The 20,443-nt window shown below is 57.4% G+C and carries 20 protein-coding genes; 12 read left to right on the top strand and 8 right to left on the bottom strand.

What is annotated here, in order from left to right; translation table 11 throughout:
- The first annotated feature begins 99 nt into the window (after positions 1 to 99).
- The gene (locus ACODS3_RS12415) at positions 100 to 882 is read left to right on the top strand and encodes an IclR family transcriptional regulator (RefSeq protein ID WP_489034497.1); all 783 of its coding nucleotides are present in this window, start codon (positions 100 to 102) and stop codon (positions 880 to 882) included.
- Positions 883 to 1,017: 135 nt separating this feature from the next.
- On the opposite strand, the gene hppD is transcribed toward ACODS3_RS12415, so the two are convergent.
- From hppD to glcC, 3 genes are all read right to left on the bottom strand, one after another.
- On the bottom strand, positions 1,018 to 2,097 hold the full coding sequence (hppD, locus tag ACODS3_RS12410; protein WP_201018528.1) for a 4-hydroxyphenylpyruvate dioxygenase: 1,080 nt from the start codon (positions 2,095 to 2,097) through the stop codon (positions 1,018 to 1,020).
- 145 nt (positions 2,098 to 2,242) lie between these two features.
- Positions 2,243 to 2,908, bottom strand: a complete 666-nt coding sequence (gene maiA / locus ACODS3_RS12405) for a maleylacetoacetate isomerase (RefSeq protein WP_489034495.1) — start codon at positions 2,906 to 2,908, stop codon at positions 2,243 to 2,245.
- 83 nt (positions 2,909 to 2,991) lie between these two features.
- A complete protein-coding gene (gene glcC / locus ACODS3_RS12400) occupies positions 2,992 to 3,759 on the bottom strand; it encodes a transcriptional regulator GlcC (protein WP_489034493.1) in 768 nt (255 codons plus the stop codon).
- Between the two features lie 236 nt (positions 3,760 to 3,995).
- Here glcC and glcD point away from each other — a divergent pair, with 236 nt between their 5' ends.
- The 5 genes from glcD (at position 3,996) to ACODS3_RS12375 (ending at position 10,554) form a co-directional block, all read left to right on the top strand.
- A complete protein-coding gene (gene glcD / locus ACODS3_RS12395) occupies positions 3,996 to 5,495 on the top strand; it encodes a glycolate oxidase subunit GlcD (RefSeq protein ID WP_201002823.1) in 1,500 nt (499 codons plus the stop codon).
- Positions 5,495 to 6,556 (top strand): glycolate oxidase subunit GlcE, encoded by a 1,062-nt coding sequence (gene glcE / locus ACODS3_RS12390; protein WP_489034491.1) that lies wholly within the window; start codon positions 5,495 to 5,497, stop codon positions 6,554 to 6,556. Before glcD ends, glcE begins: the two co-directional genes overlap by 1 nt.
- Before the next feature lie 2 nt (positions 6,557 to 6,558).
- Positions 6,559 to 7,791 (top strand): glycolate oxidase subunit GlcF, encoded by a 1,233-nt coding sequence (gene glcF, locus ACODS3_RS12385; protein ID WP_489034489.1) that lies wholly within the window; start codon positions 6,559 to 6,561, stop codon positions 7,789 to 7,791.
- Positions 7,792 to 7,811: 20 nt separating this feature from the next.
- A complete protein-coding gene (locus tag ACODS3_RS12380) occupies positions 7,812 to 8,219 on the top strand; it encodes a heme-binding protein (RefSeq protein WP_201018524.1) in 408 nt (135 codons plus the stop codon).
- 163 nt (positions 8,220 to 8,382) lie between these two features.
- Positions 8,383 to 10,554 carry a malate synthase G gene (locus ACODS3_RS12375; RefSeq protein WP_489034487.1) on the top strand — a complete coding sequence of 724 codons (2,172 nt, stop codon included), beginning with the start codon at positions 8,383 to 8,385 and terminating at the stop codon, positions 10,552 to 10,554.
- A gap of 75 nt (positions 10,555 to 10,629) precedes the next feature.
- On the opposite strand, the gene gntR is transcribed toward ACODS3_RS12375, so the two are convergent.
- A complete protein-coding gene (gene gntR / locus ACODS3_RS12370) occupies positions 10,630 to 11,646 on the bottom strand; it encodes an HTH-type transcriptional regulator GntR (protein WP_489034485.1) in 1,017 nt (338 codons plus the stop codon).
- A 259-nt stretch (positions 11,647 to 11,905) separates the two neighbouring features.
- On the opposite strand from gntR, the gene ACODS3_RS12365 reads away from it, so the two are divergent.
- From ACODS3_RS12365 to ACODS3_RS12340, 6 genes are all read left to right on the top strand, one after another.
- Positions 11,906 to 12,397, top strand: coding sequence for a gluconokinase (locus ACODS3_RS12365; protein WP_489034511.1), 492 nt, complete (start codon positions 11,906 to 11,908; stop codon positions 12,395 to 12,397).
- A 148-nt stretch (positions 12,398 to 12,545) separates the two neighbouring features.
- A complete protein-coding gene (locus tag ACODS3_RS12360; RefSeq protein ID WP_201018521.1) occupies positions 12,546 to 13,898 on the top strand; it encodes a GntP family permease in 1,353 nt (450 codons plus the stop codon).
- 591 nt (positions 13,899 to 14,489) lie between these two features.
- Positions 14,490 to 14,678, top strand: coding sequence for a carbon storage regulator CsrA (gene csrA, locus ACODS3_RS12355; RefSeq protein WP_002554157.1), 189 nt, complete (start codon positions 14,490 to 14,492; stop codon positions 14,676 to 14,678).
- A gap of 258 nt (positions 14,679 to 14,936) precedes the next feature.
- Positions 14,937 to 15,470, top strand: coding sequence for a hypothetical protein (locus ACODS3_RS12350; protein WP_489034477.1), 534 nt, complete (start codon positions 14,937 to 14,939; stop codon positions 15,468 to 15,470).
- Complete coding sequence (locus ACODS3_RS12345) at positions 15,470 to 15,886, top strand: phage holin family protein (protein ID WP_201002838.1); 417 nt, start codon at positions 15,470 to 15,472, stop codon at positions 15,884 to 15,886. Before ACODS3_RS12350 ends, ACODS3_RS12345 begins: the two co-directional genes overlap by 1 nt.
- Entirely contained in the window at positions 15,883 to 16,686 is an 804-nt protein-coding gene (locus ACODS3_RS12340; RefSeq protein ID WP_489034475.1) for a DUF3618 domain-containing protein, read from the top strand. Before ACODS3_RS12345 ends, ACODS3_RS12340 begins: the two co-directional genes overlap by 4 nt.
- A 59-nt stretch (positions 16,687 to 16,745) precedes the next feature.
- Here ACODS3_RS12340 and ACODS3_RS12335 read toward each other — a convergent pair whose 3' ends face one another.
- From ACODS3_RS12335 to ACODS3_RS12320, 4 genes are all read right to left on the bottom strand, one after another.
- Positions 16,746 to 16,982: a DUF465 domain-containing protein gene (locus tag ACODS3_RS12335; protein ID WP_201018518.1), complete on the bottom strand. Its 237-nt coding sequence runs from the start codon at positions 16,980 to 16,982 to the stop codon at positions 16,746 to 16,748.
- Positions 16,983 to 17,057: 75 nt separating this feature from the next.
- Positions 17,058 to 18,494, bottom strand: coding sequence for a pyridine nucleotide-disulfide oxidoreductase (locus ACODS3_RS12330; protein ID WP_489034473.1), 1,437 nt, complete (start codon positions 18,492 to 18,494; stop codon positions 17,058 to 17,060).
- Between the two features lie 662 nt (positions 18,495 to 19,156).
- Positions 19,157 to 19,438 carry a DUF1652 domain-containing protein gene (locus ACODS3_RS12325; protein WP_489034471.1) on the bottom strand — a complete coding sequence of 94 codons (282 nt, stop codon included), beginning with the start codon at positions 19,436 to 19,438 and terminating at the stop codon, positions 19,157 to 19,159.
- Positions 19,439 to 19,829: 391 nt separating this feature from the next.
- Positions 19,830 to 20,312 carry a GNAT family N-acetyltransferase gene (locus ACODS3_RS12320; protein WP_201018516.1) on the bottom strand — a complete coding sequence of 161 codons (483 nt, stop codon included), beginning with the start codon at positions 20,310 to 20,312 and terminating at the stop codon, positions 19,830 to 19,832.
- Positions 20,313 to 20,443: the final 131 nt, after the last annotated feature.

Below are 20,443 nucleotides of genomic sequence, written 5' to 3'. Positions count from 1 at the left end.
CGGCGAATCAAAAATCGTAAATCGATTACGAATAACGTAATTTGAGTTTGAGGTGTGGTCAAGCTATAAAAGCTGCCTTTCCAGATTGGCGCCCCACCCATGACCGATGAAATTGAAAGCCCTGCAAACGGACGCCAGCAAAAGGTTCAGGCGGCCGAAGTCGGCCTGGGAGTGCTCAAGGCTCTGGCCGAACTGACGCCTTCGACGTCGTTGTCGAAACTGGCCGAGCATCTGGGCATGCCGGCCAGCAAGGTTCATCGATATCTACAGGCACTTATTGCCAGTGGTTTTGCCGAACAGGACGGGGCCACCAACCACTACGGGCTGGGTCGCGAAGCGCTACAAGTCGGCCTGGCCTCGCTGGGCAAGCTGGATGTGCTGAAAGTCGCCGCACCTCATCTGGCGACCTTGCGCGACGAACTGAATCAAACCTGCTTCCTGGCAGTCTGGGGCAACAAAGGGCCAACCGTGGTCTATGTCGAGCAATCCACAGGCGCGGTCACGCTGGTGACGCAGATCGGTTCGGTATTGCCACTGCTGAGTTCTTCTACCGGCCTGGTCTTCGCCAGCTTTCTGGCGGACAGGGAAACAGCCGCCCTACGGGAACAGGAAATCCCTCACCTGAACGCAGCGCAACTCAAGGACGTCGAGCAGCATGTCGAACAGATTCGCGCCAACGGCGTGCATCAGATCCAGGGGTTGCTGATGCCCGGCGTCAACGCGGTGTCTTCTCCGGTCTTTGCCATGGGCAACAAACTGGCGGGCGTGGTGACAGTGGTGGGATCCGGCGCGCTCCTGACCGGCAAGGCACAAGATCTTGCGGCCGAGCGACTGCTCGAAGTGGCACAGACGATCAGTGAGCGGATGGGGGCTGAAAGATGAAAGTCATAAGTTGCAAGCCATAAGCTGCAAGCTGCAAGCTGCAAGCTGCAAGCTGCAAGCTGCAAGATTAGAAGCCCATCTGCTCTTTCTTGCAGCTTATAGCTTGCAGCTTGCAGCTTACAGCCCTCCCCCCTCCTACTCCTCCGCCATCAACACTCCACGCCGGATCTGATCCCGTTCGATCGACTCGAACAGCGCCTTGAAATTGCCTTCGCCAAACCCGTCATCGCCCTTGCGCTGGATGAACTCGAAGAACACCGGCCCCATCAGGGTTTCGGAGAATATCTGCAGCAGCAGACGACGCTGACCACCGTCGGACGAGCCATCTAAAAGGATGCCTCGGGATTTCAATTCGGCTTCCGGCTCACCATGGTCAGGCAGGCGGCCTTCGAGCATTTCGTAGTAGGTCTCCGGCGGCGCGGTCATGAAGCGCATGCCGATGGCTTTCAGGGCATCCCAGGTCTTGATCAGGTCATCGGTGAAGAACGCCACATGCTGGATGCCTTCGCCATTGAACTGCATCAGGAACTCTTCAATCTGGCCTGCGCCTTTGGAGGACTCTTCGTTCAAGGGAATACGGATCATGCCATCGGGTGCGGTCATGGCCTTTGACGTCAGGCCGGTGTATTCACCCTTGATGTCGAAGTAGCGAATCTCACGGAAGTTGAACAGCTTTTCATAGAAATTCGCCCAATACGCCATGCGTCCGCGATAGACGTTGTGGGTCAGGTGATCGATGAACTTCAGGCCTGCGCCCTCGGGATGCCGGTCCACTCCTTCGATGAAGTTGAAGTCGATGTCATAGATCGAGGTGCCTTCGCCAAAACGGTCGATCAGGTACAGCGGCGCGCCGCCGATCCCCTTGATCGCCGGCAAGCGCAATTCCATAGGCCCGGTGGCGATTTCAACGGGTTGCGCCCCCAGCTCAAGGGCTCGGCTATAGGCCTTTTGTGCATCCTTGACCCGAAACGCCATGCCACACACCGACGGCCCGTGCTCGGCCGCGAAATAGGAGGCCAGGCTATGAGGTTCGTTATTGAGAATCAGGTTGATCGCGCCCTGGCGATACAGCACCACATCCTTGGAGCGATGGGTCGCGACCTTGGTAAAGCCCATCATCTCGAAGACAGGCTCAAGGACATTGGGGGTCGGCGAGGCGAATTCGATGAATTCAAAGCCCATCAGGCCCATCGGGTTTTCGTATAGATCAGCCATGGTCTGGCTCCTTGCAGGAAAAGTGAGAATGCGGGACAGCCCAAATCACTTTTCTGCGGGCGGCGCACAGGGAACACCCCGAACACTGCGGGCAAGGAAATCACCAAAAATCAGTTGCAAACCCAATGTTTTCATAAGTTTCAGCCTAGTCCGGCTTGTCCGGTTGTGCATCCGGGTGCGCCTTCAGGAAGGCGGGAGATTGCAGCGCCTGTCGTTCGACCTGGACGATACGCGGATAAGCGCCCAGGTCGACCTTGAAGCGCCGCGCCGCATAGACCTGCGGTAAAAGATACACATCTGCCACGCTGGGCACATCTCCAAAACAGAACGCCGCATCGTCAATCAACTGCTCGACGGCATTCAGACCTTCGCCTATCCAATGGCCAATCCAGCCTGTGACCTCTGCCTCGTCATGCCCCATGCCACGCAAACGGTTGAGCACAGAGACATTGTGCAGCGGGTGAATATCACACCCGATCACGGCGGCCACCGCCCGCTGCCGGGCACGTAGCAGCAGGTCCGATGCAAGCAGAGGTGGCTGCGGGTAACGCTCTTCGAGGTATTCGATAATGGCAGGCGACTGGGTGATGACCTCACCGCTCTCAAGCTGCAAGGCTGGTACGCGACACTGTGGATTGATGGCCTTGTATTGCGGCTTGAGGTGTTCACCGCCATCACCGGCCAGATTGACCGCAATCGCAGTGTAATCCAGCCCCTTGAGAGCAAGAGCGATGCGCACGCGATAACTGGCCGTCGAGCGGTAGTAGGTAAACAGGCCAGGGCAAGCCATATCTCGTGGGAGCGAATTCATTCGCGAAAGCTCGTTATTATTTTCGTAAATACATTACGTTATGCGTAACTTGCGGTATCACCCGCCGCCTGTCAAGCCACCCCTCAAACCCACCCCTGCAGACGCAAGGTCGAGCGCACCAGTCGCTGCTCCTCGTTTTCGATTTCCCGCAGGTTTTCGCAGATGCTCTGAATGTGTGCGAGCGCGGCCTTGCGGGCCTGTTCCGGGAGACGGCCGGTCACGGCGTTGTACAGGCGAGCATGCTGGCGGTCGATCTGACGCTTTTGCGGCTCACGATGATAGAGATTGTTGACCGAGGCATAGACCGTGTTGAGCAGCAGGTCGGTGAGCGAGCGCAAGGTCTGCACCAACACCGGATTATGCGAAGCCTCACAGATCGCCAGATGGAAGGCGTGGTCCAGGCGAGCGTGTTCACTGGCTTCAAGCTCCCGGCTCTGGGCCGCAACCAGGGCGTCATAGCTTCGTGTGATCAGAACAAAATCCGCATCGGTGCCGCGCAAGGCCGCAAGCCGCGCCGATTCGCCTTCCAGCAGGCTGCGCACTTCGAACAGGTCATACAGGGTGCGCGGTTGCGAGCCGAACAGGTGCATCAGCGGTGAGACTTGCTGCTGGCTGTTCATTTGCGCGACAAACGAGCCCTTGCCCTGCTCGGTCTCGATAATCCCCCGAGCCCGCAGCAACTTCAGCCCTTCACGCAGGGCGGTGCGGGAAACGCCAAGCTTTTCGGTCAGGCGACGCTCGGAGGGCAAGAGTTGCCCCACCTTCAGGACGCCATCGACGATCAGCCGCTCGATACGCTCACAGACCACATCCGCCACTTGCGGAACCCGCTGCTTTGCAGAGCCGTCCATCCTCACTCCAACTGGTATGACCAGATCAAAGGTATAAACCGATAGCGAACCACATCCACAGCAAGACAATGATTTTCAAGGAATTTTAAAATCAATAACGCCGTAAATCCCTGAAAAACTGGTTCGACCACCTGCGCAAAGCATGGACAGTAAAGCCGGGAACGCCAATGATGCAAGCCAACCGCTGCCTGAAACCGGTAAACGCAAGCCCTACAAAAACAACATTGGGTTGCACCATGAATATTCTCTACGACGAACGCATCGACGGCGCTCTGCCTGCCGTCGACAAGCAGCAACTGCTGCATGACCTGCAACAGCAGTTGCCGGATCTGGATATCCTGCATCGCCCCGAAGAGCTGCGGCCCTATGAGTGCGATGGCCTGTCTGCCTATCGGACCACTCCGATGCTGGTGGCATTGCCCCGGCATATCGAAGAAGTCCAGACCTTGCTCAGGCTGTGCCATGAACGGCATGTGCCGGTGGTAGCGCGTGGTGCAGGCACCGGTCTTTCCGGTGGTGCCTTGCCGCTGGAGAAAGGTGTATTGCTGGTGATGGCGCGCTTCAATCAGATTCTGGAGATAGACCCCGCCGCCCGTCTGGCACGGGTTCAGCCGGGCGTACGCAACCTGGCGATTTCCCAGGCTGCGGCGCCTCACGGTCTGTATTACGCGCCTGACCCTTCTTCCCAGATCGCCTGCTCCATCGGCGGTAACGTCGCGGAAAACGCAGGCGGTGTGCATTGCCTCAAGTACGGTCTGACCGTCCACAACCTGCTCAAGGTCGAAATACTCAGCGTCGAAGGTGAGCCCATGACGCTGGGTAGCGATGCGCTGGATTCTCCGGGCTTCGATCTGCTGGCACTGTTTACCGGCTCCGAAGGCATGCTGGGCGTCATCACCGAAGTGACCGTCAAACTGTTGCCCAGACCGCAGGTCGCCAAAGTGCTGCTGGCGGCCTTTGATTCCGTGGAAAAAGCCGGGCGGGCCGTGGCCGATATCATCGCCGCCGGCATCATCCCCGGCGGGCTGGAAATGATGGACAACCTGGCGATTCGCGCCGCCGAGGACTTCATTCACGCCGGTTATCCGGTCGATGCCGAAGCCATTCTGCTGTGCGAACTCGACGGCGTCGAAGCCGACGTACACGATGACTGTGAACGGGTCCGGGAAGTGCTGACCAGAGCTGGCGCCACCGAACTGCGTCAGGCCAGGGACGAAGCCGAGCGCGTTCGTTTCTGGGCCGGACGCAAGAATGCCTTCCCGGCGGTCGGGCGCCTGTCGCCGGATTATTACTGCATGGACGGCACCATTCCGCGCCGGGAACTGCCCGGCGTCCTGCAAGGCATTACCCGACTGTCCGAAGAGTACGGCCTGCGGGTCGCCAATGTGTTCCATGCCGGAGACGGCAACATGCACCCGCTGATCCTGTTCGATGCCAACCAGCCGGGCGAACTGGAACGCGCCGAAAATCTGGGCGGCAAGATCCTTGAGCTGTGCGTCGCGGTGGGCGGCAGCATCACCGGCGAACACGGTGTCGGACGGGAAAAGATCAATCAGATGTGTGCCCAGTTCAACAGCGATGAGCTGACCTTTTTCCACGCGATAAAAGCAGCCTTCGATGCCAGTGGCATGCTCAACCCCGGCAAGAACATTCCAACCCTGCACCGCTGTGCGGAATTCGGCGCCATGCATATCCATGCGGGCCAGTTGCCCTTCCCTGAACTGGAGCGTTTCTGATGGCGACCACCCATGACAACGATGCCAGCCAGGCCTTGCTCGATCAGGTCAATCAGGCCCTGCAAGATGCAACACCGCTACGGATTCAGGGCGGCAACAGCAAGTCTTTCCTGGGCCGTAACGTGACAGGCAAAGTGCTCGACACCCGCGAGCATCGCGGCATCGTCAGCTACGACCCGACGGAACTGGTGATTACCGCTCGCGCCGGCACGCCACTGAGCGAGTTGATGCAAGCTCTCGATGACGCCGGGCAAATGCTGCCCTGCGAACCGCCAAGGTTTGGCGAAGCCACACTTGGCGGCATGGTCGCCGCCGGATTGTCCGGGCCACGCAGACCCTGGTCCGGCTCGGTACGGGATTTCGTGCTCGGCACACGGGTGATTACCGGGCTGGGCAAACATTTGCGCTTTGGCGGCGAAGTGATGAAAAACGTCGCCGGTTACGACGTCTCGCGCCTGATGGCAGGCAGCCTGGGCTGTCTTGGGCTGCTGACCGAAGTGTCACTCAAGGTCCTGCCAAAACCCCGCCAGTGCAGCAGCATTGCACTGGAAATGAACAATGCTCAGGCTCTGCAACGCCTGGCCGAATGGGGTCAGCAGCCAATCCCGATCAGCGCCGCCAGCCATGATGGCCGCGTCCTGCATCTGCGCCTTGAAGGTGGCGAAGGCTCGGTAAGCGCTGCACGGGACAGCCTCGGAGGCCAGACAATCAACCCCGATTACTGGCAAGACCTGAACGAGCAGCGTCTGGACTTTTTCCTCGACAGCCGCCCCTTGTGGCGTTTGTCTGTCCCCAACAACGCTGGCGTACTGGATCTGCCCGGCGACCAGTTGCTCGACTGGGGCGGCGCGCAACGCTGGCTGAAATCCGACGCGGACAGCGCAACGATCCGCAGTCTGGTAACGGCCATCGGCGGTCATGCGACGTGCTATCACGCGGGTCACGAGGACAGCCCGTTCCAGCCGCTGACCACACCGTTGCTGCGCTATCACCAGCAACTCAAGGCCCGGCTCGACCCGCAGGGCATCTTCAACCCTGGCCGAATGTACGCGGAGTTCTGATCATGCAGACCACCTTGAGCGAACACGCCAGACAACTGCCCCGCGCCGAAGAGGCCGAGAGCATCCTGCGCAGTTGTGTGCATTGCGGTTTCTGCAATGCCACCTGCCCGACCTATCAGTTGCTCGGCGATGAGCTGGACGGTCCTCGCGGGCGCATTTATCTGATCAAGCAAGTCCTGGAAGGCAATGAGGTCACCGAGAAAACCCAGCTGCATCTGGACCGCTGCCTGAGCTGTCGCAATTGCGAAACCACCTGCCCATCGGGCGTGGATTATCACAACCTGCTGGACATCGGGCGTGCCGTGGTCGATGCCGCCGTGCCTCGCCCGCTGGGCCAGCGTCTGTTGCGCGACAGCCTGCGCCATGTCGTTCCCCATGCCGGGCTGTTCAAATCCCTGACGCAACTGGGCAATACCTTTCGCCCCTTGCTGCCCGACAGCCTGAAAACCAAACTTCCGGCCTCGATATACTCGGCAGGCGCCCGTCCGGCACAACGCCACGAACGCCAGGTGCTTTTGCTGGAAGGCTGTGTTCAGCCGGGCCTGTCGCCCAATACCAATGCGGCGACCGCAAGGGTGCTGGATAGGCTGGGTATCAGCGTGCAGCCCATCAGTGAGGCCGGTTGCTGCGGTGCCGTGGACTACCATTTGAATGCTCAGGACGCCGGGCTGGATCGGGCGCGGCGCAATATCGATGCCTGGTGGCCCGCCATTGAGAGCGGTGCCGAAGCCATCGTCCAGACGGCCAGCGGTTGCGGTGCCTTCGTAAAGGATTATGGTCATCTGTTACGCCATGACCCTGAATATGCCAGCAAAGCCGCGCGGGTCAGCGCCTTGAGCAAGGATCTGGTGGAGGTGCTGCGCGATGAACCGTTGCAGGCGCTTGGCATCAAAAGCGACCTGCGCCTGGCGTTCCATTGCCCTTGTACCTTGCAGCACGCGCAAAAGCTCGGCGGAGAAGTCGAGCGGGTGCTGACACGCCTGGGCTTTAACCTCACCACAGTCCCCGACGGGCATCTATGCTGTGGCTCGGCAGGCACCTACTCCATCACCCAGCCTGAGTTGTCGCGTCAATTACGCGATAACAGAATGAACGCTCTGGAAAGTGGAAAGCCAAACGTTATCGCTACCGCCAATATCGGCTGCCAGACTCATCTCTCGGGCGCCAACCGGACACCGGTGCGGCACTGGATCGAATTGATCGATCAGGCCCTCACCCCTTCTGAATCTCACTGAAAACCAATCTGGAGAATCCCATGAAAATAAAAGCTGTTCTGACCCAGACCGAAGTAAGCCAAATGCTGATTGCCGCCCGCGACGAGGCGCTGGCCAATAACTGGGCCGTGTCCATTGCCGTGGTCGATGACGGCGGTCACCTGCTGGCCTTTGAACGTCTGGACGGCGCAGCCGCGATCAGCAGTTACATCAGCGTGGAAAAAGCCCGTACTTCCGCACTGGGTCGTCGCGAGTCCAAGGGTTATGAAGAGATGGTCAACGGCGGTCGTACGGCATTTCTCAGCGCGCCTTTGCTGACCTCGCTGGAAGGTGGCGTGCCGGTGATTATCGATGGGCAGGTCATCGGTGCGGTGGGCGTGTCGGGTGTGAAAGCCGACCAGGATGCCCAGGTAGCGAAGGCCGGGATTGCGGCGCTGAATGCTGATTGATGTGCGCACATCATGAATTAAGTGGAGTTTTCGTAGGAGCGAATTCATTCGCGAGAGGCCCGTATATCCGAAGAAGATCTATCGTCTTCAATGACGTCTCGCGGATAAATCCTCTCCTACCTGCCCCTGTTTTATACAAACCCATCAGGGATGAGGCCTGACCATGACTGATTTCATCAAATGCCAACGTCTGAAAGTGGCAGTCAATCTGCAACGCTTCATCGATGAAGAAGTACTGCCGGGCACAGGGCTGGATCGCGAAGAATTCTGGGAAGGGTTCGACGCTCTGGTACATGAGCTGGCTCCCCTGAACCGCGACTTGCTGGCAGAACGTGACCGCCTGCAAGGCGAGCTGGATAAATGGCACAAGGCGCATCCCGGCCCGATCAGCGATATGCCGGCCTACCGTAGTTTTCTGCAATCCATCGGTTATCTGCATCCGGTGCCTGAGCAGGTCTGCGCCACCACCTCCAATGTGGATCTGGAAATCAGCGACCAGGCCGGCCCGCAATTGGTGGTCCCTGCCAGCAATGCTCGATACGCACTGAATGCGGCCAATGCACGCTGGGGTTCACTGTATGACGCCCTGTACGGCACCGATGCGATTCCCACCAGCGAAGGCGCGGAAATCAGTGCCGGTTACAACCCGCTGCGCGGAGCCAAGGTCATCGTCTTTGCCCGTGAACTGCTGGACGAAGTCGCCCCCCTCGCCCGAGGCACGCACATCGATGCGCGGCATTACGCGATCATCGACGGCAAGCTACAGATCAGGCTGGCAGATGACAGTGAAACCGGTCTGAAACAGCCGGAAAAATACCTCGGCTATCAGGGCGATCCCCAGCATCCGACCGCCGTGCTGCTGAAGAACAATGGCTTGCATGTGGAAATCCAGATCGACCACAAACACGCCATCGGCAGCAACGATATCGCCGGGATCAAGGATCTGCTGATCGAATCGGCGCTTTCAACCATCATCGACTGCGAAGACTCGGTCACCGCCGTGGATGCCGACGACAAGGTGTCGGTCTATCGCAACTGGCTGGGCCTGATGAAGGGCGACCTGAGCGAAGAGCTGGTCAAGGGCGGCAAGACCATCACCCGTCGTCTCAATGCAGACCGTGCCTACAAGGCCGCCAATGGTGGTGAACTGAAACTGCCGGGGCGCTCTCTGTTGCTGATCCGCAACGTAGGCCATCTGATGACCAGCCCCGCCATTCTGGACCGCCAGGAACATGAAATTCCCGAAGGCATCCTCGATGGCGTGATAACCAGCCTGATCGGCCTGCATGACCTGAAACGTCGTGGCAATTCCCGTGCAGGCAGTATCTATATCGTCAAACCCAAGATGCATGGCCCTCAGGAAGTGGCATTCGCCGGTCAACTGTTCAGCCATATCGAGGACCTGCTCAAACTGCCGCGAAACACCCTGAAAATGGGCATCATGGATGAAGAACGCCGCACCAGCGTCAACCTCAAGGCCTGCATCGATGCGGCCTCGACGCGGGTTGCCTTTATCAACACCGGCTTTCTGGACCGTACCGGCGATGAAATCCACAGCGCCATGCAGGCCGGCCCGGTATTGCGCAAAGGCGACATGAAAAACACGCCCTGGATCAAGGCTTACGAGCGTAACAACGTGCTGGTCGGCCTGACCTGCGGCCTGCGCGGACGGGCGCAGATCGGCAAAGGCATGTGGGCGATGCCCGATCGCATGGCCGACATGCTGGAGCAGAAAATCATCCACCCGCAATCCGGAGCCAGCACGGCCTGGGTGCCCTCACCGACCGCCGCGACCTTGCATGCGCTGCACTATCACAAGGTCGATGTGACCAAAGTCCAGGAAGAGCTGCAACAGATCAAGCTGGCCGATATCAGCGAACAGTTGCTGGATGACCTGCTGAGCATCCCGGTTGCCAACAAGACGGACTGGTCTGTGGAGCAGATTCGTGCAGAAGTCGAGAACAATGCCCAGGGCTTGCTCGGTTATGTGGTGCGCTGGGTCGAGCAGGGCGTCGGTTGCTCCAAGGTGCCGGACATTCACAACGTAGGCCTGATGGAGGACCGGGCAACGCTGCGCATCTCGAGCCAGCACATGGCCAACTGGCTGTACCATGACGTGATCGATCAGGAGTTCGTGCTGGGCATTCTGGAGCGCATGGCCAGGGTGGTCGACAAACAGAACGCCGGGGACTCGAGCTATCGGCCCATGGCGGCGGACTTCAAGAAATCCGTCGCCTTCCAGGCGGCCTGCGCGCTGGTGCTCAAGGGCACCGAACAACCCAGCGGTTATACCGAACCGTTGCTGCATAAGTTTCGGTTGGGGTTCAAAAAGTAGGAGCGAATTCATTCGCGAAGGTCATTCATTCGCAAAGTCATTTTTTTCGCGAATAAATTCGCTCCTACGGGGGTGTCAGGAGCTTTCGCGTACCACCAGCTCAAAACCCAGGTCCACATGAGGTGGCTGGGCCAGCCCTTCAAGCAGGCCCAGCAGTACTTGTGCAGCGCGTTGCCCGACTTCCTGGCGCGGTGTGCGGATCGAAGTCAGGCGCGGGAACATGTGGGCCGAGCCGGGCAAATCGTTGAATCCCACCAGGGAAACCTGCTCCGGTATCGCAATCCCACGGCGCAAGGCCTCAAGGGACGCGCCCTGTGCAAGGTCGTCGTTGCAGAAGAAGATACCATCCACATCAGGATGCCGCTCCAGCAATTGCGCGAACAATTCGCTGCCAAGACCGATGGAAGACGGTTGCGGCGTCGAGACTTGCAGCTCAGGGTCGTACAACCCCGCCTCCTCCAGCACCTGACGAAAACCCACGCCACGTCTCAATACCCGCGGGTCGAGCTGGGCCGCCATATAGACCAGACGCTTGCGACCGCGCCCCAGCAGATGGCGCGCCGCCTGCGCTCCGGCATCTTCCTGGGAAAACCCCACGCAATAAGCCTCGCGCTCGATATCCAGCTCCATCATATGGACACAGGGAATACCGCTGGCCTCCAGCATCTGACGCGACGCGGGCGTGTGGTCGAAACCGGTCAGCAGGATGCCTCTGGGCCGATTGACCAAGTGGTTGCGCAGCAGCTTTTCTTCCTCGTCGGGCGAGTAGTGATAGTTACCGATCATCACTTCCAGACCGCGAGTGCGCAGCACGCCCTGAATGGCTTCCAGGGTATCGATGAATAACTGGTTGGAGAGCGAAGGCACCAGCACCACTACGGTCTGGCTACAGGATGACGCCAGGGCGCGGGCCGCAGGGTTGGCGACATAGCCCAGGCTTTGCGCCGCTGCGCGAACCTTGTCCACCAGCTCTGGAGCAACGGTGGCAACACCACGTAATGCACGGGAAGCCGTGATAGGCGAAACGGCGGCAAGCTGCGCAACTTCATTAAGGGTCGGACGGCCTGTGGAGCGGGAACCAATGCGGGTCATCTATTGCCAACTAACATAGGGGTTGCCAAATGTATTCAATGCCCCCTAAGGTAGCGCTGTCTCATGGATCGTGACAATGCTTTCTCGCGGGCGCTCACTGCGCAGAACAGCCTGCAATGATATGGCTACACCTAAAACAACGACAAGAACTGGAACAGCCCAGACTGAACTTTGCTTCCACCGGACAAAGACAGCGCTGTCTCCAGATGAGGTATCTAATGTGACAACTGCGAATACTGCTATTTCCGCCCTTGTAGTGATGGGTGTTTCCGGCTGCGGCAAGAGTGTGGCCGGCGCAGAAATTGCCCTCAACAGTGGCGGTCGCCTGATCGAAGGCGATGCCTTTCACCCCCCCGCCAATATCGAAAAGATGAGCGCTGGCACTCCCCTCACTGACGAAGACCGTGCCGGCTGGCTGACTCGTCTTGGCGAGGAAATGGCTGCTGCCGTGAAAAATGGCGAACGTCCGGTCCTGACCTGCTCCGCCCTCAAGCTTCGCTACCGCGAACGTCTGCGCGAAGCCGTGCCAGGCCTGGGATTTGTCTTTCTGGAGTTGAGCAAGGAAGTCGCGACCGACCGCTGCGCACATCGACCGGGGCATTTCATGCCGGCCAGTCTGGTGGACAGCCAGTTCGCAACCCTTGAACCGCCTCATGGCGAACCCAGGACTCTGGTCGTCGATGCGACTCAGTCTGTGGACACCATTGGCAAGCAAGCCTCGGCCTGGTGGAAAGACTCGCTAGGCGGCTAAAGGCGTGAGTGCGAAAGACAGCGCTGTCTTGAAAACAGGACAGCGCCAAATGGTAGGGCGTGATCATTCTCGACGCACACAGACTCACCAGGAACGATCACGCTTTTGAATTGCTCCTATAAAACAAAGACAACCGGAGAGAACTCCCATGTTCGGTATGACCCATGAGACGTACCTGCTGATAGATGCGTTGGTAACCGTCGTCGGCCTTGTGCTGCTGATTACCAAATTCAAAGTTCACCCCTTCGTTGCACTGACCATTGCAGCGGGCTTCCTGGGCCTGACCTCCGGCATGCCGGTGGAAAAGGTCATGAAATCGTTCCAGGACGGTTTCGGTGGCGTACTGGGCTTCGTCGGCATCATCCTTGGTCTGGGCACCATGCTCGGCAAGCTGATGGCTGACTCGGGCGGTGCCGATCAGATCGCGCAAACTCTGATCCGCACATTCGGCAAGCAGAAAGTGCATTGGGCGATGATGCTGTCCGCGTTTCTGGTCGGGATCCCGCTGTTCTTCGAGATCGGCTTCGTGCTGCTGATCCCGCTGGTATTCATTGTGGCGCGTCGTACCGGTGTGTCGATCGTCAAGATCGGTATCCCGCTGCTGGCCGGTCTGTCGGCCGTTCACGGGCTGGTACCGCCGCACCCGGGTCCGCTGCTGGCCATCGGTATTTTCGGTGCTGACATCGGCAAGACCATTTTCTACGGCCTGATCATCGCACTGCCGACTGCCGTCATTGCAGGCCCTATCTATGGAAAATGGATTTCCAAGTACATTCCCGGCACGCCTTCCCAGGAACTGATGGATCAGATCGCCAAGGAGTCGAGCACACAAAACCTGCCCGGCTTCGGCATCACGCTGGTGACCATCCTGCTGCCGGTCTTCCTGATGCTGCTCAAGACGTTTGCCGACGTGGTATTCCCGCCGGAAAACATGTTCCGTATCTGGATGGACCTGATCGGTCACCCGATCAGTGCCCTGCTGGCAGCCCTGTTGCTGGCGTTCTACACCTTCGGTTCGGCACGTGGCTTTGACCGTACCAAGATCATGAAGCTGCTGGACCAGAGTCTTGCGCCTGTCGCGGCCATCGTGCTGATCGTCGGCGCTGGCGGCGGCTTCAAGCAAATGCTGGTGGCCAGTGGCGTGGGTGATGTCATCGGTAACATGGCGGTGCAGGCACAGGTCAACCCGCTCCTTCTGGCGTGGCTGGTGGCTGCGGTGATTCGTATCGCGACAGGCTCGGCGACTGTGGCAACCATTACCGGCGCAGGCATTGTTGCGCCAGTGGTCGGACTGATTCCCGGCGTCAACCGTGAGCTGCTGGTATTGGCCACGGGTGCAGGCTCACTGATCCTGTCCCATGTGAACGACGCTGGTTTCTGGCTGGTGAAGCAGTACTTCAACATGACCGTATCAGAAACATTCAAGACCTGGACGGTCATGGAAACCATCCTTTCGGTGGTCGGCCTGATCTTTGTCCTGCTGTTGTCGATGGTCGTTTAACAGACGCACGATGCAATGAAGTTTCGCGGGCAGTTCATGCCCGCGAGACTGTTCCCCCTCCCCCGGCACGCCATCGCTTAGATGCATTCATTTATACGAGCACGCCACTTGAGCATCCGCCCCAAAGACACGGCCAACGCCCGGCCCTGCGGCTCTGCGACAGATTGCATGGTGCTGTAAATCACTCTCAGATCCGATTTCCTACGCTCCACTACGCACTTTCATTTTGAAATATCAGAAAGCTCAGGCAATGTTTCAAACTAATGCCTACGCTTACATATGTCAGGGAGTTGACCCTCTCAACGCCCTCCTGAAAGTCGGCGGCAATGGCGAGGTATGCTGCGACTTACGTTACTTTTTACTTTCCGCCAGTAATTACGGGCATTTTCGTGCCAAAACGGGCAGAATTGGCGTACTCGTCGTATCGTTGATGCAAATCTCGATGACAAGAAAATGACCCGAGGGAATTAATTTCAACGCTGCAACGTCATACGATGGATGCATTTGGATGTACTCGGCAACAATCACCACGCAAAGGCAAACGCCAGCCTCTTGATAGAGGCGTTTCAAGAGGCCATCAAGGAAAAGATTATGTTGATACTCACTCGCAAAGTAGGCGAAAGCATAAACATCGGTGACGAAATCACCGTGACGATTCTTGGCGTTCAAGGACTGCAAGTCCGGCTAGGTATCAACGCACCGAAGAATGTCTCAGTGCATCGCGAAGAGATCTACAAGCGTATCCAGGCAGAACTGGCTCCAAACCAGGACCCACAATAACACCCGCTACACCCCTCTATTCAGCTGATCTGCCACCCCATTGGCAGATCAGCCATACGGCGCCGTGAAAGGCGCCGTTTTTTATTCCCGCCCCCCAATCTTCCCTCCCTCGCGGCAGTGACCACTTGTCATTCACCCGGAACATCGCTCGAACCCCACAAGTCCACCCCAAGCAAGCACTCAGATCAATGCCAGCCCGTTGTGCGTAGTGAGCCGGGCATTCTCTTTTACCTGATGACCCGAATACGGTGAATGACGATGGCTACGACGAATGAACCCACAGTCAGTGGCAACGCACACGCTGGCAGGCCGACAGGCCAGGAACCTCTGCCAGGATTGCAGGACGATGCCCAACATCCCCTTGAGGACACGAAAGAACAACTCAACGCGCCATTCGAGCAGTACCGCGACACGGCTGCAGATCAGATCGACAACCTGGCACAGACGGCTCAGTCAGTTGCAAAAGAGATATCGGATAACGACACGCTGGGGCTTTCCCGATACGTCTCTGATATCGCACAGGGCATGAACGATCTGGCAGAAAAGCTGCGAGGCAAGAACACCGATGAGTTGTTGCAGGATGCGGGCAGACTGGCGCGTGACAACCCCCTGCTGTTTCTCTGCGGCAGTGTTGCGCTGGGGCTTGGGCTGTCACGGGTACTCAAGGCATCGATGCCCGCAACAGACGCCCCCTCTTCGACGACAGACGCCCCCGGGTTTGCCGATGACCCTGTCGATGAACTCTACCGGGATGGCTTGAACAGGGATGGCCTGTCCAGAGGAGATGTGTAATGAAGACAACACCCGACATTCCAGAGAGATCGCCTGAAAACGAAACCTCGGTACTGGGCTTGATCAAGCAACTGGCGCATGAGGTTCCAGCCCTGATCAACAAGGAAATAGCGCTGGCCAAGGCCGAGCTGCGGGAATCGATCCAGACCTCCAGACAAGCAATCATGACGATCGGCATTGGCGCGATCATGGTTCTGGGCGGCTTCATCATATTGTTGCAGGCAGCGGTCTATGTGCTGACCCACTTCATGGCCTCATGGCTGGCGGCATTGATTGTCGCAGTGGTCGCCATGATCGTGGGGTATCTCATGATCATGGCTGGCAACAAGAAGCTCGACCCCGCCAGTCTTGCACCTGAACGCACCGCCAGCACCTTGCAGAAAGACAAGGAAGCTATCCAGAGGAAAGTCTCATGAGCATAGACAGCAGCTTCGGCACCCCGGAAGACTTCGAGGCGCCACCGCAAAAGAGCCCGGAAACCCTGGAACAGGAAATCGATGCACAACGCTCCAGCATCGGCAACATTGTCGATGCGCTCGAAAAAAAGATATCACCCGGCCAATGGGTCGATCAGGCCCTGGCCTACGCCCGGGAAAACGGCGGCGAGTTTGTTGGCAATCTGGGCAATAACGTCAAGGCCAATCCGGTGCCTGCCGTACTGGCATCGGTGAGCATAATCTGGCTGATGCTGGGCAGCCGCACGCCCTCCTCCGGCCCTTCGGCTATCGACAGCGTCGGCAGGAAAGTCAGCGATATGGCGGAAAGTGTCGGCGACAGCCTGAGCAGTGCCAAGGCCAGGGTGCAGGAAACCGCTGCCCGCATGAAAGACAAGGGCAGCCAGTTGACGGACAGTATCGGAGATAAACTCTCGTCGCAATCGGGTCACGACACAGGCCTGGCGTTTCAGGAAAAACGCCTCAGCGCCAACACCTTGTTAAGCGAGCAGCCCTTGGCTGTCGCCGCCATCGGTGTTGCCCTGGGAGCGCTCATCGGCGCAGCCTTGCCGGCCAGCGAGCGTGAGAAACGGTTGATCGGCCAGGCACGCGACAAGCTGATCAATACGCCTGCACAGCACAATGACCATGAGCAGTTTTCGTCGACAGGCACTGGCTTGCCTCCTGACAGATCACCGTTGCCAGAAAAGCATGACAGCCTTGCGGGCCGTTCCGAACCACTGCCGGGAACTTCGTCGGGAACGTCGCCCGGCCTGGGTTGAGTCAGGCGAACGGCCCCGCTCAGGCAGGGCCGTTCACCCTTGTCATGGCCTGATCGCATTCATCTCAGAAGGCAATGCACGATCCGGTCCTTTACCTGAAGGCGTCGCTCCTTGAGCTTCTTGAGTTCATCATCACCAATCCCTCCGGCCAGTCCCTTTTCGGCATGGATCACCTGAGTATCCGTATCGTCATAATCCGCGAGCAATTGCTGCAACTTCGCATCGCTCTTGCTGCGCTGGACGACTTCTTCCCGGGTCAGTTGCAAATCTGCGAATAGATCATGTTTGACTGGCATGGATAATCATCTCCTGTAGAACTGCTGAACCATGAGCCCGGCAGGTGAGGCCTGGCTTACTGATACAGTCAGGCCTCAGCCTTGAAAGTTCAGAACAAGCGACGTCTGGGGCGCCCATACAGGAGCACGCTCTTCCAGGGGCTGCATCTGGCTGTGACGTGAAGGTTCGAGCGGTAGGACCTTGTCCTGCAACCTTGCCAGAACGGCATCGATCACTGCCCGGCTGGCATCATGATGAAACTGCCAGACGCCATATATCCGCCCATCGAATGAGGGTTCGCTGCCCAGTTGAGGGTCGGCCTTGAGCCCGGCTCCGATTCCAAACAGATGCAGGCCATGCAAACGGCGACCGAACTGATCCTGCGGGCAACCCGAAGCATCGGAGTCCAGGCCTCCCTTGGTTTCACAAAGACGCACCGGGCGACCATCCGGGTAAGTCAGAGACGGCAAGCGAGGCTGATAACCCGTGCATTGCACCACGACACTGGACTCGGCCAAGGCCTGCCCTGCCTTTTCATAATCTGCGGGCTGGCCACCGCTGGTCTGCAGTAACTGCACACGCACGCCTGTCTTGCCGATCCGACCGCTCTTGAGCGCTTCGCAACCGATATCCAGCGCCCTGTAGCGCAAGCCACCGGAACGGTTGATACGCCCCGATATCGGACAGATGTCGGATTGAGGGTCAAACTCATAACCGGCCGCCACAGCCTGCTCGACACTTTCATAGAACAGGCGGATTCGCGTGCGGTGGACCAGCGTCACTTCCTGCAAACCTGCAAACTCCAGGGCATCGGCCAGATTTTCCAGAACCGAAAATGCACTGTGAGAGCCTCCGACCACGGTTATTCGTCTTCCACTGGCCAGAGCAGGCGCAAAGACTTCACGCAGTTGTACGGCATTCATGCGCAGCAGCATGTCGGAGCTCTGGATATTCATCGAAACAGGCACTGCCAGGCCTTGATCTGCCAGACCACGGATCAGATGCTGAGGGTCCTGGCGCCCTCCCAGATTGAGTACCAGCGTCCGGCAATGGATCAGACGCATGCAGCCTTCGGTTTCAACCTTCAGGCAGAACGTGTCATCGTCGCAGATCACCTCGGTAATGGTCGTACAGCGCCAGATCTTCACGCCATGGTGATGGACGATATAGTTCAGCAACAGCCTGGACGCCTCGGCCATCAACTGCCCGACATCAGACAATTGCGGAGCGCTCTGGGCCTGACCTCTGATACGCCAGTAAGCAGGTGAAGACTCCAGCGGCTCGAACACCTCACTCAACGCCGGATCGCGCAAGCAATCAATAAACACATCTCCAACCGAGTTGGCCGTGATGCGGTACTGCCCCAACACCCCGGTTCCGGGATTGTCACTGGCATCAACCACTATCAAGCCGTTGCGTGCAATATCGGCCAACGTACCGCTTTTCAGCGCGTTGAATAAAAACCCCATACCCGCGAGCCCGGCGCCTCCTACAACACATCCACATGTTGTTTCCAAATGTTCTTCAAACATGATGAGGCTCCATCGTCATATAAATACGTTGGTGCGATCCAGAAGTTCTGGAAGTTATGCGCAAGGCAAGGCGCCCAAGAACAAGGCTCTTGAGCAGAGAAACTTATCGTCATCTTTATTTTATGAGAGGTGCACCAGGCCTTGATGCACATGGGCTTTTGCAAAAGCCTCTTGATACGGCATAAATATTTTCATATTCAACAAAACTAAACATAAAGCTACCGCCAGCCCGTTAATTAAACAGACGCGGACTGCACCTTCAAGAAACCTGATATATCCAGCCAGCGCCGGACAGAAGAGAAAGGACTGAATGAATACTTGCAAAGAACACGCAAAGTGTCAAATAACCTTCAAACAACCTGAACAAAATCCGCTCACCGCCGCAACCACATGTTCCTTATGAAAATAATACCTCTACTGCTCTAAAACTAGCTTATCCTGCCCACTTTCAAAGCATTCGATGACCTTTTATTTTTACATCGCCCAGGGAAAAACCCGCAAAAGGCCAGCGCCAGCAAATTGACAAACCTGTTCGCAAGCACCCCAGAAATCGTGACTGACTCAAAACCGATACACACGCAAACGCCCCGGCCATGAATGACCGGGGCGATATGGAGTCAGGCGTTATGGGTACAGGTTATGCGAATAGAATCTGACGTGCGTCAGGCCGTGTGATAGTGAGGTTGAAGCTGGCCGTGATGAGCCCGCTCATCGCGCAGCTCCGCTACCAGATCGGAAATATCCCGGCTGGTCTTGAGCCTGTCCAGGGAGATTCCGGTGACTGAAAGCTCTACACGACCCGTGGATGGATCGGTTATCTGCACGGACATGGTTGTTCTTTCAGGCGTAAGGCCCGGCACGACAGTACAGGTACAACTCAATGGTAAAAAAGCAACTTCTATTATATTTCGCAATTCCAGTGTAGACAGTCCAGAAGCGATCATTAGCCATCTCCTTTTTATCAAACGCTGCAGGGATCAGCAGTTTGCCAATGCTTTTTTAGTTTCCCGCCCAAGCAAGACATTCCATTGCCCGCCAACTAATTACCATCAATAACTGCATATAAACCCGTTTATACGCTCATCCTTCACATCAGGCAAACCTCTTGCCCGGCTATTAATATAGCACCCCTTCAGAATTATTTATGATAACGACCAGAAAAAACGTTTCATCAGGGACTATCAGCCCTTTTGTCCGATACTTTGGCCAAAAAGCATTGCACGTGCTCACTCAGAAGGCAGACAAACGGTCCATGAAGCGACGAAAAACAGCGGCACTTTCAGGCCCTGCGCTCCGTTAAAAGAGCCTGAAAATACCGCACACAACGACACATTATTATTCCGGTGAACGAGGCAGACGCAGATGTATCAAGGCCACACGGGCACCGTGTTTGTCCCGCCGCTCTTCAATGGCAAACGGCCGAAACCCCATGCGGGGATAAAACAACAGGCCTGGAACATTGTGATTGAAGCAAGAAGCGGTCAATTCGGTGGCTTCATGCTTGTCGAACGCGATATTCATCATGCAACTGATCATGTAACGCCCCACGCCCTTGGAGCGGGCCTTGGGTGCAATGATCACATTGCCCAGCGAGCAGCGACCACGGAAATCAGAACGGGAAAAATTGGCAAATCCGACCACTTCGCCATTCATTTCAATCACGGTCGAGTCGAAACGAGTCTCCATGGCCTCCTTGAGTTGAGGCGGTGTCAGTGGATAGACCGCTCTGGGGAACATGTAAAACAGCTCGTCGGCATTCTGAGGCAGCTCGCACACGATGGGGATGTCTTTCTCTTCCATTGGACGGTGATGGAACATTGAGCAGTAACCTCTTGAAGGGTTTGAATAACAAGCGATAGGACTATATGCGACCCGACAGATTCCGCACTGCCGCACGACAGAATCACGACATGAAATATTGCCTGACGCTATCCCTGCGGATTCAGGGC

It is taken from the genome of Pseudomonas sp. FG43 (assembly GCF_057809175.1).
Note: the sequence above shows the minus strand (reverse complement) of the source record. Positions and strands in the feature narration are given on the sequence as shown.

What these genes read in the sequence shown, in the direction of transcription:
- ACODS3_RS12415 (WP_489034497.1), top strand. Translation starts at nt 100, where the DNA reads ATGACCGATGAAATTGAAAGCCCTGCAAACGGACGCCAGCAAAAGGTT.
- hppD (WP_201018528.1), bottom strand. Translation starts at nt 2,097, where the DNA reads ATGGCTGATCTATACGAAAACCCGATGGGCCTGATGGGCTTTGAATTC.
- maiA (WP_489034495.1), bottom strand. Translation starts at nt 2,908, where the DNA reads ATGAATTCGCTCCCACGAGATATGGCTTGCCCTGGCCTGTTTACCTAC.
- glcC (WP_489034493.1), bottom strand. Translation starts at nt 3,759, where the DNA reads ATGGACGGCTCTGCAAAGCAGCGGGTTCCGCAAGTGGCGGATGTGGTC.
- glcD (WP_201002823.1), top strand. Translation starts at nt 3,996, where the DNA reads ATGAATATTCTCTACGACGAACGCATCGACGGCGCTCTGCCTGCCGTC.
- glcE (WP_489034491.1), top strand. Translation starts at nt 5,495, where the DNA reads ATGGCGACCACCCATGACAACGATGCCAGCCAGGCCTTGCTCGATCAG.
- glcF (WP_489034489.1), top strand. Translation starts at nt 6,559, where the DNA reads ATGCAGACCACCTTGAGCGAACACGCCAGACAACTGCCCCGCGCCGAA.
- ACODS3_RS12380 (WP_201018524.1), top strand. Translation starts at nt 7,812, where the DNA reads ATGAAAATAAAAGCTGTTCTGACCCAGACCGAAGTAAGCCAAATGCTG.
- ACODS3_RS12375 (WP_489034487.1), top strand. Translation starts at nt 8,383, where the DNA reads ATGACTGATTTCATCAAATGCCAACGTCTGAAAGTGGCAGTCAATCTG.
- gntR (WP_489034485.1), bottom strand. Translation starts at nt 11,646, where the DNA reads ATGACCCGCATTGGTTCCCGCTCCACAGGCCGTCCGACCCTTAATGAA.
- ACODS3_RS12365 (WP_489034511.1), top strand. Translation starts at nt 11,906, where the DNA reads ATGGGTGTTTCCGGCTGCGGCAAGAGTGTGGCCGGCGCAGAAATTGCC.
- ACODS3_RS12360 (WP_201018521.1), top strand. Translation starts at nt 12,546, where the DNA reads ATGTTCGGTATGACCCATGAGACGTACCTGCTGATAGATGCGTTGGTA.
- csrA (WP_002554157.1), top strand. Translation starts at nt 14,490, where the DNA reads ATGTTGATACTCACTCGCAAAGTAGGCGAAAGCATAAACATCGGTGAC.
- ACODS3_RS12350 (WP_489034477.1), top strand. Translation starts at nt 14,937, where the DNA reads ATGGCTACGACGAATGAACCCACAGTCAGTGGCAACGCACACGCTGGC.
- ACODS3_RS12345 (WP_201002838.1), top strand. Translation starts at nt 15,470, where the DNA reads ATGAAGACAACACCCGACATTCCAGAGAGATCGCCTGAAAACGAAACC.
- ACODS3_RS12340 (WP_489034475.1), top strand. Translation starts at nt 15,883, where the DNA reads ATGAGCATAGACAGCAGCTTCGGCACCCCGGAAGACTTCGAGGCGCCA.
- ACODS3_RS12335 (WP_201018518.1), bottom strand. Translation starts at nt 16,982, where the DNA reads ATGCCAGTCAAACATGATCTATTCGCAGATTTGCAACTGACCCGGGAA.
- ACODS3_RS12330 (WP_489034473.1), bottom strand. Translation starts at nt 18,494, where the DNA reads ATGTTTGAAGAACATTTGGAAACAACATGTGGATGTGTTGTAGGAGGC.
- ACODS3_RS12325 (WP_489034471.1), bottom strand. Translation starts at nt 19,438, where the DNA reads ATGATCGCTTCTGGACTGTCTACACTGGAATTGCGAAATATAATAGAA.
- ACODS3_RS12320 (WP_201018516.1), bottom strand. Translation starts at nt 20,312, where the DNA reads ATGTTCCATCACCGTCCAATGGAAGAGAAAGACATCCCCATCGTGTGC.